General features: G+C 70.7%; 10 protein-coding genes, 1 tRNA gene and 1 pseudogene. 9 read left to right on the forward strand and 3 right to left on the reverse strand.

All coding sequences use genetic code 11. The annotated features are described in order from the left end of the window. Positions 1 to 201: 201 nt before the first annotated feature. Entirely contained in the window at positions 202 to 1,917 is a 1,716-nt protein-coding gene (gene metG / locus BCL76_RS01535; RefSeq protein ID WP_109777423.1) for a methionine--tRNA ligase, read from the reverse strand. Positions 1,918 to 2,423: 506 nt separating this feature from the next. Between metG and BCL76_RS01540 the strand changes: the two genes are divergently transcribed. The 8 genes and pseudogenes from BCL76_RS01540 (at position 2,424) to BCL76_RS01580 (ending at position 12,268) form a co-directional block, all read left to right on the forward strand. Further along, positions 2,424 to 3,026, forward strand: a complete 603-nt coding sequence (locus tag BCL76_RS01540; protein ID WP_258309203.1) for a sigma-70 family RNA polymerase sigma factor — start codon at positions 2,424 to 2,426, stop codon at positions 3,024 to 3,026. An 812-nt stretch (positions 3,027 to 3,838) separates the two neighbouring features. Then, positions 3,839 to 4,558: pseudogene (locus BCL76_RS39535) on the forward strand (IclR family transcriptional regulator domain-containing protein); the annotation flags it as partial. A gap of 662 nt (positions 4,559 to 5,220) precedes the next feature. Beyond that, positions 5,221 to 5,835, forward strand: coding sequence for a hypothetical protein (locus BCL76_RS01555; protein WP_109777426.1), 615 nt, complete (start codon positions 5,221 to 5,223; stop codon positions 5,833 to 5,835). Between the two features lie 79 nt (positions 5,836 to 5,914). Then, positions 5,915 to 6,520 carry a toxin-antitoxin system, toxin component gene (locus BCL76_RS01560; RefSeq protein ID WP_146228290.1) on the forward strand — a complete coding sequence of 202 codons (606 nt, stop codon included), beginning with the start codon at positions 5,915 to 5,917 and terminating at the stop codon, positions 6,518 to 6,520. Continuing rightward, on the forward strand, positions 6,517 to 7,710 hold the full coding sequence (locus BCL76_RS01565; RefSeq protein WP_109777428.1) for an MAB_1171c family putative transporter: 1,194 nt from the start codon (positions 6,517 to 6,519) through the stop codon (positions 7,708 to 7,710). Before BCL76_RS01560 ends, BCL76_RS01565 begins: the two co-directional genes overlap by 4 nt. Before the next feature lie 76 nt (positions 7,711 to 7,786). Next, entirely contained in the window at positions 7,787 to 8,959 is a 1,173-nt protein-coding gene (locus tag BCL76_RS01570; protein WP_146228291.1) for an MAB_1171c family putative transporter, read from the forward strand. Positions 8,960 to 9,357: 398 nt separating this feature from the next. Next, complete coding sequence (locus tag BCL76_RS01575; RefSeq protein WP_109777430.1) at positions 9,358 to 10,647, forward strand: NADH:flavin oxidoreductase/NADH oxidase family protein; 1,290 nt, start codon at positions 9,358 to 9,360, stop codon at positions 10,645 to 10,647. Positions 10,648 to 10,834: 187 nt separating this feature from the next. Further along, on the forward strand, positions 10,835 to 12,268 hold the full coding sequence (locus tag BCL76_RS01580) for an NAD(P)/FAD-dependent oxidoreductase (protein ID WP_258309205.1): 1,434 nt from the start codon (positions 10,835 to 10,837) through the stop codon (positions 12,266 to 12,268). A gap of 312 nt (positions 12,269 to 12,580) precedes the next feature. Here BCL76_RS01580 and BCL76_RS01585 read toward each other — a convergent pair. Continuing rightward, a tRNA-Leu gene (locus BCL76_RS01585) sits at positions 12,581 to 12,668 on the reverse strand. Positions 12,669 to 12,900: 232 nt separating this feature from the next. Here BCL76_RS01585 and BCL76_RS01590 point away from each other — a divergent pair. Next, on the forward strand, positions 12,901 to 14,103 hold the full coding sequence (locus BCL76_RS01590; protein ID WP_181382396.1) for a low temperature requirement protein A: 1,203 nt from the start codon (positions 12,901 to 12,903) through the stop codon (positions 14,101 to 14,103). Here the strand turns inward: BCL76_RS01590 and BCL76_RS01595 are convergent. Further along, positions 14,087 to 15,028, reverse strand: coding sequence for a beta-ketoacyl-ACP synthase III (locus BCL76_RS01595; RefSeq protein ID WP_033220062.1), 942 nt, complete (start codon positions 15,026 to 15,028; stop codon positions 14,087 to 14,089). The genes BCL76_RS01590 and BCL76_RS01595 overlap by 17 nt on opposite strands. Between the last annotated feature and the right edge of the window lie 163 nt (positions 15,029 to 15,191).

Here is a 15,191-nt window from a genome sequence, read left to right on the forward strand (position 1 = left end):
AGACATGGGGGCCATCAGGCGAAATGCCCTCCTGGTCGGCAGGACCGGCAGCGCCAAGGAGCCGAAGCGGCCGGCCGCCGCAGCAGCGGTACGGCGACGGCGCCCAGCAGGGCGGCGGCGGCCGTGCCGGGACATGCGGAAGGGGCACGACCCCGACGGGTCGTGCCCCTCACACCGTTGCCATCGGGCCCCGCGGGGGCCTCAGGCCTCCGGGTTGCCGCCGAACCGCTCGCGGTAGGACTCCAGGTCCTCCTCGGTGACCCGTGCGAACAGCACCGGCGGCACGGTGAACGGGGTACCGGCCGGCACCGCGTCCAGGGACCGGGCCTGCTCCGGGGTGATCCAGGTGGCCGTGTCGTCGGCGAGCGCGAACGAGGAGCGCATGGCGCGCGCCGAGGCCGGGATGAACGGCTGGGAGACCACCGAGTAGAGGTGGATCAGGTTCATCGCGGTGCGCAGGGTGAGCGCCGCGCCCTCCAGGTCGGTCTTGACCTCCAGCCAGGGGGCCTTCTCGTCGAGGTACGCGTTTCCGGCCGACCACAGGGCGCGCAGCGCGGCCGCGGCCTTGCGGTACTGGAGGTCGTCCATGTGGCCCTCGTACTCGGCCAGCAGCGTGGCGATCTGCTCGCCCAGCTTCGCCTCGGCCTCGCCCGCGGGGCTGCCGGCGGGGACGTCGTCACCGAACTTCTTGCGGGAGAAGGTCAGCACGCGGTTCACGAAGTTGCCGAGCGTGCCGCCGAGGTCCTTGTTGACCGTGGCCTGGAAGTGCTCCCAGGTGAAGGACGAGTCGTCGGACTCGGGCGCGTTGGCGATGAGGAAGTAGCGCCAGAAGTCGGCCGGGAGGATCTCCAGCGCCTGGTCGGTGAAGACGCCGCGCTTCTGCGAGGTGGAGAACTTGCCGCCGTAGTACGTCAGCCAGTTGAAGGCCTTGACGTAGTCGACCTTCTTCCACGGCTCACGGGTGGCCAGTTCGGTGGCGGGGAACATCACCGTGTGGAACGGGACGTTGTCCTTGGCCATGAACTGGGTGTAGCGGACGTCCTCGGCCTCGTACCACCACGACTTGTAGTCGCGGTTCGCCGGGTCCAGGTCGGACCACTCCTTGGTCGAGCCGATGTACTCGATCGGGGCGTCGAACCAGACGTAGAAGACCTTGCCCTCGGCCGCGAGCTCGGGCCAGGTGTCGGCCGGGACCGGGACGCCCCAGTCGAGGTCACGCGTGATGGCGCGGTCGTGCAGGCCCTCGGTCAGCCACTTGCGGGCGATGGAGGAGGCGAGCTGCGGCCACTCCTCCTCGTGCTCGGCGACCCAGGCCTCGACCTCGTGCTGGAGCTTGGACTGCAGGAGGAAGAGGTGCTTGGTCTCGCGGACCTCCAGCTCGGTGGAGCCGGAGATGGCCGAGCGGGGCTCGATCAGGTCCGTGGGGTCCAGGACGCGGGTGCAGTTCTCGCACTGGTCGCCGCGGGCCTTGTCGTAGCCGCAGTGCGGGCAGGTGCCCTCGACATAGCGGTCCGGCAGGAAGCGACCGTCGACCGGCGAGTACACCTGCCGGATCGCGCGCTCCTCGATGAACCCGTTCTCCTGCAGCTTGCGCGCGAAGTGCTGGGTGATCTCGCGGTTCTGCGCGGACGAGCTGCGGCCGAAGTAGTCGAAGGACAGCTCGAAGCCGTCGTAGACCGCCTTCTGGGCGTCGTGGGCCTGCGCGCAGAACTCGGCGACCGAGATGCCGGCCTCCTTGGCGGCGAGTTCGGCGGGGGTGCCGTGCTCGTCGGTGGCGCAGATGTAGAGGACGTCGTGGCCGCGCTGGCGGAGGTACCGGGAGTACACATCCGCCGGAAGCATCGACCCGACCATGTTGCCCAGGTGCTTGATCCCGTTGATGTACGGAAGCGCGCTGGTGATCAGGTGTCGAGCCATCCTCGGATGCTCCATTTCCTCTGTGCGGTACAACGTGACGTAACGGATTGTGAGTGCGGTTCATCGTATCGAACCGCCGTGAGGCCACGCGCCGCATTTGTTCATGGGTGGACTAACGCAAAAGCGAGGGCAGTGACCTCTCCGTCACGGCCCTCGCGATCAGGCCCATGCTACAGCGGGACCGCGGCGCACCCGACCGGTGTCCAGGGGCCGGCGGCGGCTCCGACTGCGGGCGGACGCGGGGTCGGGCGGTGCGGGGTCCGGCGGCGGCACCGGCAGCGGGCATATGCATACGTGCTGGCTGGAGCCGTGTGTGATCGAGATCGATCACAGGTCGATCATCCACGACGCATTGCTTCCAGGTTTCTTCTCTGCGCCCTCCGAGTGCGCCCGCGCTGCTTTCCTGTTCAGCGCACAGGGGATGAGGTGGAGCGGTGAACGATGGCGGACCGGAGGAGTCCGGTGGGGCCGTGGGACTACCGAGCCGGCGTCGGCGGCCGACTCCCATGAGCCAGTGGGATCCGACGGCGCGCCTGTCGTACTGGGCCTTCCATGCCAATCGGCGGCCGGCGTACATGCGCTTCGCGTATCTGCAGCTGGGCTCCGACGCGGCGGCGGAGGAGGCCGTGGACGCCGCTTTCGACTCGATCATGGGCGAGTGGCTGCGGATGCTCCACATGGACCGTCTCGACGCCTACGCCTGGACCGTCCTCAAGCACTGCCTGGTGCACCGGCAGCGCCGGCGCCATCCGTGGCAGCAGCGCCCCGAGCCGATGGACATCAGCGCCTTCGAAGCCGCCCTCGAAGAGGCCCACGCCGACCGGTACGAGGTGCTGACCGACACCATCCGCTTCTACTCCGCCGTCTCCCGGCTCGCCGAGCGGCAACGTGACGCCGTGCTCCTGCGGTACGGGCTCCAGTGCACGCCCGGTGAGGCCGCCGCCGTGATGGGCGTCGACGAGGCCACGATCCGTTCCTACCTCGGACAGGCCCACCGGCGGCTCGCCCGCCTGCTCGCCACGTCCGCCGCGTCATCCGGAGCGGACGCATCGCCCGGAGCGGACGCATCGCCCGGAGCGGCCGCGTCACCCGAATCAGCCGAGTCATGAGGCGCCACGAACGGCAGGAGCGACAGGACGGCGACCCGATCCCCCGCTCCTTGGCCGAGTTCCTCGCCCGGGCGGGCGTCCGCGACCGCTACCGGCACTACGACCTCGGCGCCGCCGAGGCCCGGCTGCTGCGCGCCACACCGCACCCGCCCTCCGGACACCGCGCCCGGCGCCGTTCGGTGCACGGCTGGAGCGACCCCGCCCGGGACTGCCCCCTCGACGCCGAACGGGCCCGCCGCGACCTCAAGGCCGTCTGCCTCGCCTCCGCGTGCGCGCCCAAGGCCGGGGCACACCTCGACTCCTTCCTGGCCGACGGGCACACCGACCTGGCCGGAGCAGTCGTCTTCGGCTGTCTGCTGCACCTGGCCGGGCTGCGCGAAGGGGCCCGCTTCTGGTGGCAGTTCGCCGCCGGGTCCGGGAGCCCGCGGACCTCCGCGGCCGCGTACTGCCTCTACCTCGACCACTCCCGGCGCGGCGAGCACCACGACGCCCGGCACTGGGCGCGCGAACTGGGCCGGCGCGGCTTCCGGCCGGGCGGCCGACGGGATCTGCGGGAGGTCCGGCTGTGCACGCAGGCGGCCGTGCTGCGCTACGTCGACCAGCAGGAGGATCCCGACCTGGGCCCGGTGCCGCTGCCGAGGCCCGGGCTGTCGGGAGTACTGGCCGCGTTCCTGCCGCATCCCGTCACCGTGTCGGCCTCGGCGCCGCGTCCGGTGACCTCGCTCCGCCCGGTCGCCGCACCGCCGCGCCCGCCGGCGCCGGCGGCGGCGGCGAACCGCGGGACCGCTCCCCGGGCGGAAACGGGCCAAGCGCTGACGCAGGCGCGCCGCGCGCTGGCCGTCGTACGCGTCCTGGAACGGCACCCGCTCGGGGTCCGGGCCGCCCAACTCGCCCGGGAGTCCGGCCTCGCCGAAGGGGAACTGCGGCCGCTGCTCGCGATGCTGTGCGAGGAGGAGTACGCGGTGCGCCCGGCGCTCGGGGTGTACGGGCGCGGCCCGGCCCTGGACCGGCTCGCCGCCCCCGGCGGGCACGGCCTGGCCGGGCAGCTCCAGCGCACCTTGGCTCTGGCCCGGGACAGCGCCGGCGCCGCGGTGTACCTCGGCCGGTACGCCGAGGGCGAGGTCCGGATCACGCAGATGGCGGACGGGCCCGCGACCCCGCCGGTGCGGGAGTGGGTCGACTTCCGGGCCGCCGCGCACGCCAGCGCGGTCGGCAAGTGCCTGCTGACCCAGCTCGACCACGACCGGCGCGCCGATCACGTGGCCCGGCACCGGCCCGCGCGGCTCACCCCGCGGACGATCACCGACAGCAGGGTCCTGTTCAGCGCCCTGGACGCGGTGGCTCCGGGCGCGCCCGTGTTCGACCTGCGCGAGTACTCCCCCGGGGTCGTCTGCTCGGCGGTCCCGATCGCCACCGGGGACGCCGCGGGGAGCCTCGCGCTCTCGCTGCCGGCGAGCCACGCCCACCGGCTGGGCGCGGCCACCGAGACCCTGCGTCGCAAGGCCGTCCCGGTGCTCCTGGCGCTGCTGCTGACGGGCGCGATCCCCCCGGACGCCCCGGCGGCCGCCGCCGAGGAGGAGGCGATCGCGGTCGATCGGCCCCGACCGATGCGGGCCCCGGTCACCCCGGAGACCCTGCGGCACCTGCGGCAGCTCTTCCGTACCCCGGTCACCGGAGGCTCGGCCGCGGCGGACGGCCCTCACCTGGTCAGTGACACGGCGGCCGCCGCGGCCTATCTCTTCGACCCCGTCCCGGAGACCGACCGGCCCCGCCTGTCGCTCCCCCACACCTTCACATCGCTCCCCCCGGGCAGCCTGACCACCCCGACGGGCCTGGTGGTCCTGGGCCCGTGAAGGACCGGGCCGCGGTTCGATCGCCCAGCGTTCGATCGCCCAGCGTTCGATTGCCCAACGCTCTCGACAGCATCACTGCGTCGGCGACATCGAAGGACGCGGCGTGGCACCCTGCGCCCGTTCAACTCGACCGAAGAAGAAGGGGATTCCCATCGAGGTCGACGGGCTCCGGCGGGTCGTCAGAAACGCTCGGCCGGCCGCCGCGATCTCGCACACGCGCACCGCGTCCGTCAACCAGGACACCATTGCGTCAAGCATGCTTGACGTGATCTAGTGTCCCCGCAGGTCGCCGGAGCACCGCGACTCTGGACGTTTTCCTTCACACGCTGCCTGGAGCGTTGATGAGCGATGGGTACGACCGCCTCGCGGAGACCCTGGACATCCTCGACGAGCTGCTGTCCGAGATGGACATGAAACGCACCGATGCGCTCGACCTCGGGAGACTCTCCCACGAAGCCTGCCTGCGCGAATCGGCTGTGGAGACACTGCTCGCCGGCCGCCGGCTTCCCGAGGTCGAGTTCCGGTACACGGTCGTCGACAAGATCAAATTCCTGATGGAGACCCGCCTCAAGAAGGACAAGGACTCCATCGGACGAGAGCGCCTGCGGCCCTACAGCGCGGCGGAGATCGCCAGAGCGGTGGACAAGACACCCCAATGGCTCAGTCTCCTCCTGAAGAAGGCCAGCACACCGAGCCTGGAGACCACCGGCAAGCTGTCCAAGTTCTTCGACGTGCCGTCGAATCTGCTCCTCGAGTGGCCGCCGGAGACCCTGGCCAGAATCCTGAACACTCGCGTCATCCCCGAGCTTCGCGACGCCCACGGCTGCGGGACCGATGGGCCACGTGTTCCCCCTCAGGCGATGAAACTCGCCCTGCGGCTGGGAAACGCCAAGCTGAAGCCCGCACAGGAGGAAGCCCTCCATCTCTTCATCGACAGCATCAAGGCAAGCCTGTAGCAGTCCCACCACCCGGCCCACGCCGGGACCGTGGCGGCTCGGCCGCTCTTCGATGTACGAGCATTCCGTGGGGGTATCCATGATCAAAATAGCGAAGCTGCGCGAACTGATCGGGGGCGGGAGGCGGCCGATGGCCCGGCTGTGCGGCGAGATCCTCGAGGGGATCGAGCGGCCCCTTCCCTCCGATCCCGACAGCCTCTTCGAAGCCTTGCGGGTCCAGGTCGAGCAGCGGCTCGCGGAGAAGGAAGCTTCGAACGGCACGCCTTTTCGGCCACTCCACCTGCTGTTCAGGGAGTTCCCCGAAGGTACGGCCAGCGGCTTGTCCCTCGAACTGGAGGACAAGTGGGTGATCGTCGTGGAACGCAACACCAGCCCCATCCACCAGCTGGTGATCCTGGCTCATGAGGTCTGGCACGTGCTCAACGGGCACTGTTCGGAACACAGTTCCCACCCGGCCAACGTCAATGCCGCAGCCCGCTCCCTGGGTGGTTCGCTCGGCGAGCCCGAGATCCACGCCCTGGCTGCCCGCGCTCACGTCATCGACCGGAAGGAGGACGAGGCCGAGGCCTTCGGCCTCCTGATGGGCCATGCCCTTCGCGGGTACCTCGAGCCGGGGACCGGCCTCGCACCACAGGGAAGCATCGCCGGCCGAATCCAGGCGAGTCTGGGGATTCGCTCGTCATGACCGGGACGGACTACTACATACCCGCAGCGCTCATGATCGCGGCGATGTCGGTGAAACTCCCGGGCGTCTGGCGCGACCGCGGCTCGCCGACGACCCCGGCGTTCGTCGTCATCCTCGCCACATCCGCAGCGGGATTCGCCTTCGCCGCGCCGCCCACCGTCGAAGCGGTCAACGGCGCCGCGGGCGTGCCGAACATCAGCGCGCTCATCGTCTACTGCATCCTGTCGATCTTCTCGTGCGCCTCCCTCGTGCTGCTGATGCACTGGAGGGGCGGGCTCCCCGGTGTGGTCCGGCGGCGCACGCGCATGTGGATGGCGGCCACGGCCGGCATCATGCTGGTCTTCTGCGTCCTCTTCGCCCTCAGCGACACCCCGGTCGAACGGCCCCGCGACCTCGACACCTATTACGCGAACTCGCCGTACATCCGGGAAATGATCACCCTCTACCTCTCGGCACACACGGCCACGACCCTGACCGTGATCACGATGTGCTGGGTCTGGATACGGGAACTCAGAGCCGGCTGGACCCGGTGGGTCCTCGTGGCTCTCATGGCGGGCTACACCATGAGTCTGGGCTTCGCCATCCTCAAAGGCATCGCCGTGGGCGCCCGCTGGGCGGGCACGGACCGGTGGGACTGGCTGAGCACGGATGCGGCACCGCCCTTCGCCGGCCTGGGCGCCCTCATCACCACGGTGGCGTGCTTCATCTCGGAGTACGGGCCGCCGATCGGGGACCGGTGGAGGGCGTGGCTCTCGTACCGGCACATGAAGCCTCTTTGGCATGCCCTCGAGCCCTGGGGCGGTGCGGTCGCCCCCCTGCGCATGTCCTGGTTCACGGGGATCGAGGTGCTGGAGATACAGCGGGCCACGGACATCAGGGACCGCCTGCTGCGTCTTTCTCCCCATCTGAACAGCGCCCGGCTGGAGTCGGCCCATCGTCTGGCCGCGGCGTTGGAGGGTCCGGAACGGGAGATCGCCCTGATCGAGGCAGAAGCCGAGGAGATCTACGACGCGTTGGCCACGGCGCCGGTGGGCGCCGGCTGGAGTGTCGAAAGCCTCCAGGACACGAGTACGCCCTTGCCGCCGAGCGCTGTGCCGCTGACCGGCGCCAACCGGCTCGCCGAGCTGAGCCAGGCCTTCGCGGCCCTGTGCGAGACCCGGGCATCGGCCACCGCCGGACGGAGCCGCTGATCATGGCCCATCGCTCACCCCGTCCCGCGCACACCCCGCTCCGGTCCGCCACACGGACTCACGTGGGGAGAACCCGATGAGTGCAGGAGTGGGGTTCCTCTGCTCTGCCGCCGCACTGTTCATCGCCATGTCCCTGAAGCTCAGGGAGCTGTTGGGAAATCCGCAGGACAATCTGCTCCGGGCCGTTTGCGCTCTGCTGGGCATCGCGGGACTGTTGTTCGCGATGGCAGCGCCTCCGGTGCTCGGCCTGGTCAACGACTGGACCGGCGTCCCGAACCTTGCCGCGCCGCTCACGTACTGCATCATGTCGGCCTGTGATTGCGCCATCATCGTCCTGCTCATCCACTGGCGTGGCGGTGAGGACCCGACGAGGATCCGCCGTGCGACCCAGTGGTGCATCGCCGCGTACGGCGCGGTGATGATCGCCATCGTGGCCCTTTTCGTCACGGGAGACGCGCCGGTGGAGCGGCTGCGGGACCTGGACACCTACTACGCGAACACCCCGTGGATCCGGGAGATGATCCTCCTCTACCTGGCTGCGCACTCGTTCGCGGCGGTCGCCATGATGGTGCTCTGCCTGCGATGGGCACGGCAGGTTCCGGGCATCCACCGCGTGGGGCTCCTCGTGATCGTGGCCGGGGACACCATCACCTTCGCCTACGACGTGCTGAAGTACACGGCGATCGCCGCCCGCTGGGCCGGACGGGACTGGGACTGGCTCAGCACGCAGGTCGCCTTCGTCCTCGCCGGCATCAGCGCCGTCTTCATCGCTGTCGGATTCCTGCTGCCCCCCATCGGGCAGGGGGCCACATCCCGGTGGAAGGACTTCCAGCGGTTCCGGATGCTCGGGCCTCTGTGGGAGGAGATCCGGCCCGAGCTCCCGCCCACGAGCCGACCACCCCTGCCGTGGTGGAACTCCACCGGTCTGCGTCTCACCCAACGCGAACGTGACATCCACGAGGCCGTGTTACGGCTGAGTCCCTACTTCGACGCCGCCACCGGCCGCGAGGTGTACTGGCAGGCCGTCGCGCGGAACGCCGAAGAACGGCAGGCGGCGAGCGAGGCGGACGCGGCCGTCATCGCACGCGCCGTAGGGACGAAGAGATCCGACGCGGTACCGCTCCCGGTCGAGGACAGGTGGACGGTCAGCTCCACCGACCACATCGACGATCTCCTCGACGTGTCGAGTGCGCTCGCCTCCTCCGCTCCGGTCCAGGCAGCGCGAAATGCCGCTACGCCCGCCCGGTGACCGGCACGGCCCGACGGGTGGACCGGTCGTCCTCGCGCACCGGTGCCCGACGTTCGCTCCGCAGGACACCCGAAGGGTGACGGCGCCGCGCAGGCGGGAGCCCGGGTACCCGCGGGGGGCACTCGGCCACCGCCTCACCGACCCGACGTCGGTCCTGCGCGCTCAACCGGGCTCAGCGGTCGGCCGTCCAGGCCCGGGAAGCACCCCCATGTCGGAGATCCGTCCTTGGGCGGCACCATGAGAACCGGTTCCGGCCGGTGGCCGGAACCGCTCGGCGCCTCCTACCGGCGGGCACTTCTCGATCTGCCCGCCGCGACTCGGCCCGCTGTCACGCACCCGCACCTTTGCTCCGCTCACCGAGACCGCACCCGTACGATCACCTCCTGGGGGACCCGCGCATGAATCTCTTCACGCCGTTCGAACTGCCCTGCAAGGCGATTCTTCCCAACCGCATAGCCAAGGCGGCCATGGAAGAGAGCCTCGCCGTGCAGCCCGGGCAACTGCCCGGGCGCGAGATCGTCGACCTGTACCGACGGTGGGCCGTGGGCGGAAGCGGGCTGCTGATCACAGGCAACGTCATGGTGGATCCGAGAGCGTTGACGTCCCCGGGCACGATCGTCCTGGACGGCAGCACGCCGCTCGACCCCTTCCGGCAGTGGGCAGCGGCCGTGAAGACGGCAGGTGCCACGATCTGGATGCAGATCAACCATCCAGGCAGACAGGTCTCCAGCGACATGCCCGGCATCGCGTGGGCCCCTTCCGACATCGGCATCGACCTCGGCAAGCACACCAAGGCGTTCGCCCGGCCGACAGCGATGACCTCGGACGACATAGAGGCGACCATCCGTCGGTTCGCGGTCACCGCGGCCAGGGCCGAGGAAGCCGGCTTCGACGGTGTGCAGATCCACGCCGCCCACGGCTACCTCCTCTCGACGTTCCTCTCCCCCCTCGTGAACCGGCGCACCGACCGCTGGGGCGGGAGCCTGATCAACCGGACGCGGATCCTGACCGAGACGGTCCGCGCGGTCAGGCAGGCGGTGAGCCCTGGCTTCGCGGTCGCCGTCAAGCTGAACGCGGCCGATTTCCAGCGCGGCGGGTTCGACATCGAGGAATCCGCCGAGGTCATCGACCGGTTCGACGGGCTGGGGGTGGACCTCGTAGAACTCTCGGGGGGCACCGTGGAGAGCGCGGCGACCATGGGGCGGACTGCCGATCGGCGAAAGCTCGACCGCGAGGCGTACTTCCTGACGCTGGCCGGAAGGCTCGCCGACAACTCGCCGGTCCCCCTCATGCTCACCGGCGGAATCGGCCGCCTGGGCACCGCGGAGAACGTGCTGGACCGTGGCTTCGCCGCAGTCGGCATGGCGCGGGCCCTGGCACTCGAACCCGAGCTGCCCGCCCGCTGGAGGGAGGGGACAGACCTTCGCGTCACGGCCCCTCGCCTGGACTGGAAGGATCAGGACCTCGCCGCGGCCGGGGCGCTGGCCCTCACACGGGCGCAGCTGAAAAGGCTCGCCAACGGCAGGTCGCCACGCGCCCGCGGGGGCGCCCGGCTGATCTTCGGTGCCGACCTTGCCCGTCACCGGGGCCGGGTCCGCCGCTACAAGGCCTGGCTCGCGGCCCATCCGCCCGTCCAGGCGCCTGAGGCTCCGCTCGGCCCCCCGCAGCGGGTCGACACGGGACAGTGACGTCCCGCTCGGACCGTGGGCGGAACGGGTGCGCGGTCAGGACCGTCGCCTGCGCGGGCGGGTCCGCCTCGCGGGCGCCGGCCGACAGACCCCTTCGCCTGTGCTCCCGAACTCGCCGACCACTTTGATCATTTGTCGCCCGCATGCCGCCTTCGGCTGATCTCCGGGCCGTCAGAGAGAAGGGCTCATGACCTCCCACTCCGACCACCGCAGCCGCGTGCTCATCTTGGGGGGTGGCCTCGCCGGCACGCTCGCAGCCGCTGCGGTCGCCCCCTACTGCGACGAGGTCGTCATCGTCGAGCGGCATGCGCTGCCCGACACCCCCACGCCCCGGCGGGGCCTGCCCCAGGCCCGTCACGCACACATGCTGTGGTCCGGCGGAGCCGACGCGATCGAGGACCTTCTGCCAGGCACGATCCGGCTCTGGTTGGACTCGGGCGCCCACAGGATCCCGCTCCCGCGCGCCATGGTGTCCTTCTCCCCTTGCGGCTGGTACCGCCGGTGGCACGAACCCGAGTACGCCGTCGACAGCCTCTACCTGATCGGCGCCGGCCGTGACCTGATCGACTGGGGGGTACGTACCCAACTCCTCGCGGACTCCCGCGTCCGGATACTCACCGCCGAACCACTGCGTCTGCTCGGCGACCACACCCGGATCACCGGCGCCGTCATCCAGCACGGTCCCGGGCAGGAGGAGCACCTGCACGCCGACGTCGTCGTCGACGCCATGGGCCGTGCCTCGCGCACCACGACCTGGCTGAGCGACATCGGCGTGCCCGCGATTCCCGAGACGATCCTCGACGCGGGCGTCACCTATGCCAGCCGCCTGTACAAGGCCCCGGCCGGTACGGCCGACGACTGGCCCGCCATCACCATCCAGCCCGACGCCAGGATGCCGGTCCCCGGCACCGCCGGCTCGATCATCCCCATCGAGGGCGGCCTCTGGCAGGTCTCCCTGTGCGGCACCCGAGGCGGCGAACCCACCGGTGATCCGGAACGGTTCGAGGAGTACGCGCGCACGTTGCGCCACGGCCTTCTCGCCGACTTCCTGGCCGCGAGCGAACCCACCTCGCCGGTGAGCCTCACCCGCAACACCACCAGTTACCACCGGCACTACTCCAAGGTCCGCATGCCCGCCGGATTCCTTGCCGTCGGCGACGCCGCAACCGCCCTCAACCCCTTGTACGGGCACGGCATGTCGGTCGCCGCGCTGGGCGCCCGCGCCCTGCGGGACGTCGCCTCCAGGGCGGGTGGACCGACCGCTCGCGGATTCACCCGCCGGGCTCAGCGCGAGATCGGCCGGCCTGCCGCCGCGGCCTGGCTGCTGGCGGCGGGGCAGGACATGTTCTTCCCCGGCACACGCGGCAAGAAGCCCACCGCCGCAGACCGCGTGACCAGTGCGTACACCCACCGGCTCATCCGGACCGCTGCTTCGAGCTTCACCGTTGCCGAGGCGCTGACCCAGGTCATGACCCTGCAGGCCGGGGCGGCGGCACTCGCTCACCCCCGCGTCCTCGTCGAGGCGATCCGTGGGCCGCGTCTCCCCGCTCTCCCGGGTCCCCCACTCACCGCCGTGGAGGACGGCGTCAGACAGGGCCGGGCGCCGTCACCCAGCGGCTGAGCGGCGATCGGGGAACGCGGTACAGGAAGGTACGGGAGGGATTGGGCGGGGCGGGGCGGGCGAGAAGTGCTCGCCGAGCAGGCACGAGCACGAACGGGGGACCTCGGCAGGCCGAGCGGCGCGGAGCGGGGAGCCCGTGTTCGACGACTCTGCCGAGCGCCCCGAAGGTAGGCACGTAAGGGTGTCCCCGGAAGCGGGCCGCCTCGGCCTGTCGTCCCCGGGCCGATCCGGGAATCACCGGGCCTTCGGGTAGGCGGTCGGCTGCACAGTGCCCGGAAACGCGAAGAGCCCCAGCCGAAGCTGGGGCCTTGCTGGTGTCCGAGGGGGGACTTGAACCCCCACGCCCGATAAAGGGCACTAGCACCTCAAGCTAGCGCGTCTGCCATTCCGCCACCCGGACCAGGTGGTCGGCCCCGGTTTCCCGCGGCGACATGGACAACAATAGCAAAGGATCGGCGGGGCTCCGACCACTTATCCGGGCGGTGATCCTCCGCCACGCCGGTCTGACCTGCACGCATGCCTCGCCGGCTCTGGCGGGACGGATCGTCTCGTCGCCGGATGTCGATACGGGCTGGACATCGGGGGTGGCCGGGCGGTCGGATGGCTGCGCACACATCCGGGGGGAGCCGCGCATGGAATCCGAGCACCGCGTCAGCACGCTGGAGCTGTTCTTCGACCTCGTCTTCGTCTTCACCATCACACAGTTGACGGTGCTTCTGGCGGACGACCTGAGTCCGCGGGGCGCGGGGCAGGTGGTGCTGATCTTCACCGTCCTGTTCTGGATGTACGGGGGCTACGCGCACCTGACCAACCAGGTACCGCCCGACCGGACGGTGCGGCGGGTGCTGCTGATGTCGGCCATGGGGGCCTTCATGGTCTGCGCCCTGGCCGTGCCGACCGCCTTCGGGGCCGGGGGTATCGCCTTCGGCCTCGGGTACCTGTCCGTCGTCCTGATCCACGGCGCGCTGTTCACGCAGGCGCACGGGCGCGGGGTGCTGTGGTTCGCGCTGCCCAACGTGCTGTGCGCGCTCTCGGTGACGGTGGCCGGGTTCTTCGACGGGCTGCCGGCCTGGGGGCTGTGGATGCTCGCCCTGCTCCTGCAGTTCGTGACGCCGATGGTCGTGCAGCGGGTCGCGGCGAGCGGGGCGGCGGGTCCGGAGGTGGCCGAGGTGTCCGACGGGCCCGGGCAGACGGTCGGTGATCAGCTCGGCGGGATGAACGCGGCGCACCTGGTCGAGCGGCACGGTCTGCTGCTGATCATCGTCTTCGGCGAGTCCGTGATCGCGATCGGCATCGGGGTGGGCTCGCTGCCCCTGTCCGTCGGTATCGCGGGGGGCGCGTTCCTGGCCCTGACGATCGCGTCGGCGATGTGGTGGATGTACTTCGTGCGCGACGAGGGGCGGGCCGAGGAGGTCTTCGAGCGGACCCCGACGGAGCGACGGTTCAAGCTGGCGATGGTCGCGTACTACTACGCCTTCCTGCCCATGCTGCTGGGCATCGCCGTCTTCGCGGCGGGCGTGAAGAAGACCATCGGTCACCTCGGCGAGCACCTGCACACCGGCCCGGCGGTCGCGCTGGCGGGTGGGGTCGCCCTCTACCTGGCCGGGGACCTGGCCTTCCGCGCGGCGCTGCGCATCGGACCGGCCCGCTACCGCGCGGCGGCCCTGGTGCTCGCGCTCGCCACCGTCCCCGTGGGAACGAGCTGGACGGGGGCCGGCCAGCTGGTGGCTCTGGCATGCGTCCTGGTCGGGGCACTGGCCGCCGAGGGCCGCCGCTCCCCCGCCGAACCGGCGGAGGCCGCGGCGGCCGCGGAGGCGGTCACGGGCAGTGGATGACCTGGCCCGCGTAGGAGAGGTTGCCGCCGAAGCCGAAGAGGAGGACCGGGGCGCCGGAGGGGATCTCCCCGCGCTGGACCAGCTTCGACAGGGCCATCGGGATGCTGGCCGCCGAGGTGTTGCCGGACTCGACGACATCCCGGGCGACGACGGCGTTGACGGCGCCGATCTTCGCGGCGAGCGGCTCGATGATCCGCAGGTTCGCCTGGTGGAGGACGACCGCGGCCAGCTCCTCCGGGGTGACGCCGGCCTTCTCGCACACCTTGCGGGCGAGCGGCGGCAGCTGGCTGGTGGTCCAGCGGTAGACGGACTGGCCCTCCTGGGCGAAGACCGGCGGCGAACCCTCGATGCGGACCGCGTTGCCCATCTCCGGGACCGAACCCCACAGGACCGGGCCGATGCCCGGCTCCTCGCAGGCCTCGACGACGGCCGCGCCCGCACCGTCGCCGGTGAGCACGCAGGTGGTGCGATCGGTCCAGTCGGTGATCTCGGTCATCTTGTCGGCACCGATGACCAGGGCGCGGGTGGCGGAGCCGGCCCGGATGGCGTGGTCGGCGGTGGCCAGGGCGTGGGTGAAGCCCGAGCAGACGACATTGATGTCCATGACGGCCGGGCCGCCGCCCATGCCCAGCTTGGCGGCGACGCGCGCGGCCATGTTGGGCGAACGGTCGATCGCGGTCGACGTGGCGACCAGCACCAGGTCGATGTCGTCCGGGGTCAGGCCGGCGCCGGCCAGCGCCTTGCCCGCCGCCTGGTAGGCCAGCTCGTCCACCGGTTCGTCCGGGCCCGCCATGTGGCGCGTGCGGATGCCGACGCGGGACCGGATCCACTCGTCGGTGGTGTCGACCATGGCCGAGAGGTCCTCGTTGGTGAGCACTTTCGCGGGCTGGTAGTGCCCTAGCGCCACCACGCGTGAACCGGTCATGGGCGGGGTCCCCCCTTGTACGGAAGTCAGGATCACCCAGCTTTGCCTGCTACTGGTGGGTACGTGTGCGTGTGACCCGACAGGATTCCGGCACCGGATTTTGGAGCTTCCCGAGGATCCACCTGCCGGGAGCGTCGCGGGAAGCGGAACCGGGACAATGAGC

It is taken from the genome of Streptomyces sp. CG 926 (assembly GCF_003148825.1).
In the GTDB taxonomy this organism is placed as follows: Bacteria; Actinomycetota; Actinomycetes; order Streptomycetales; family Streptomycetaceae; genus Streptomyces.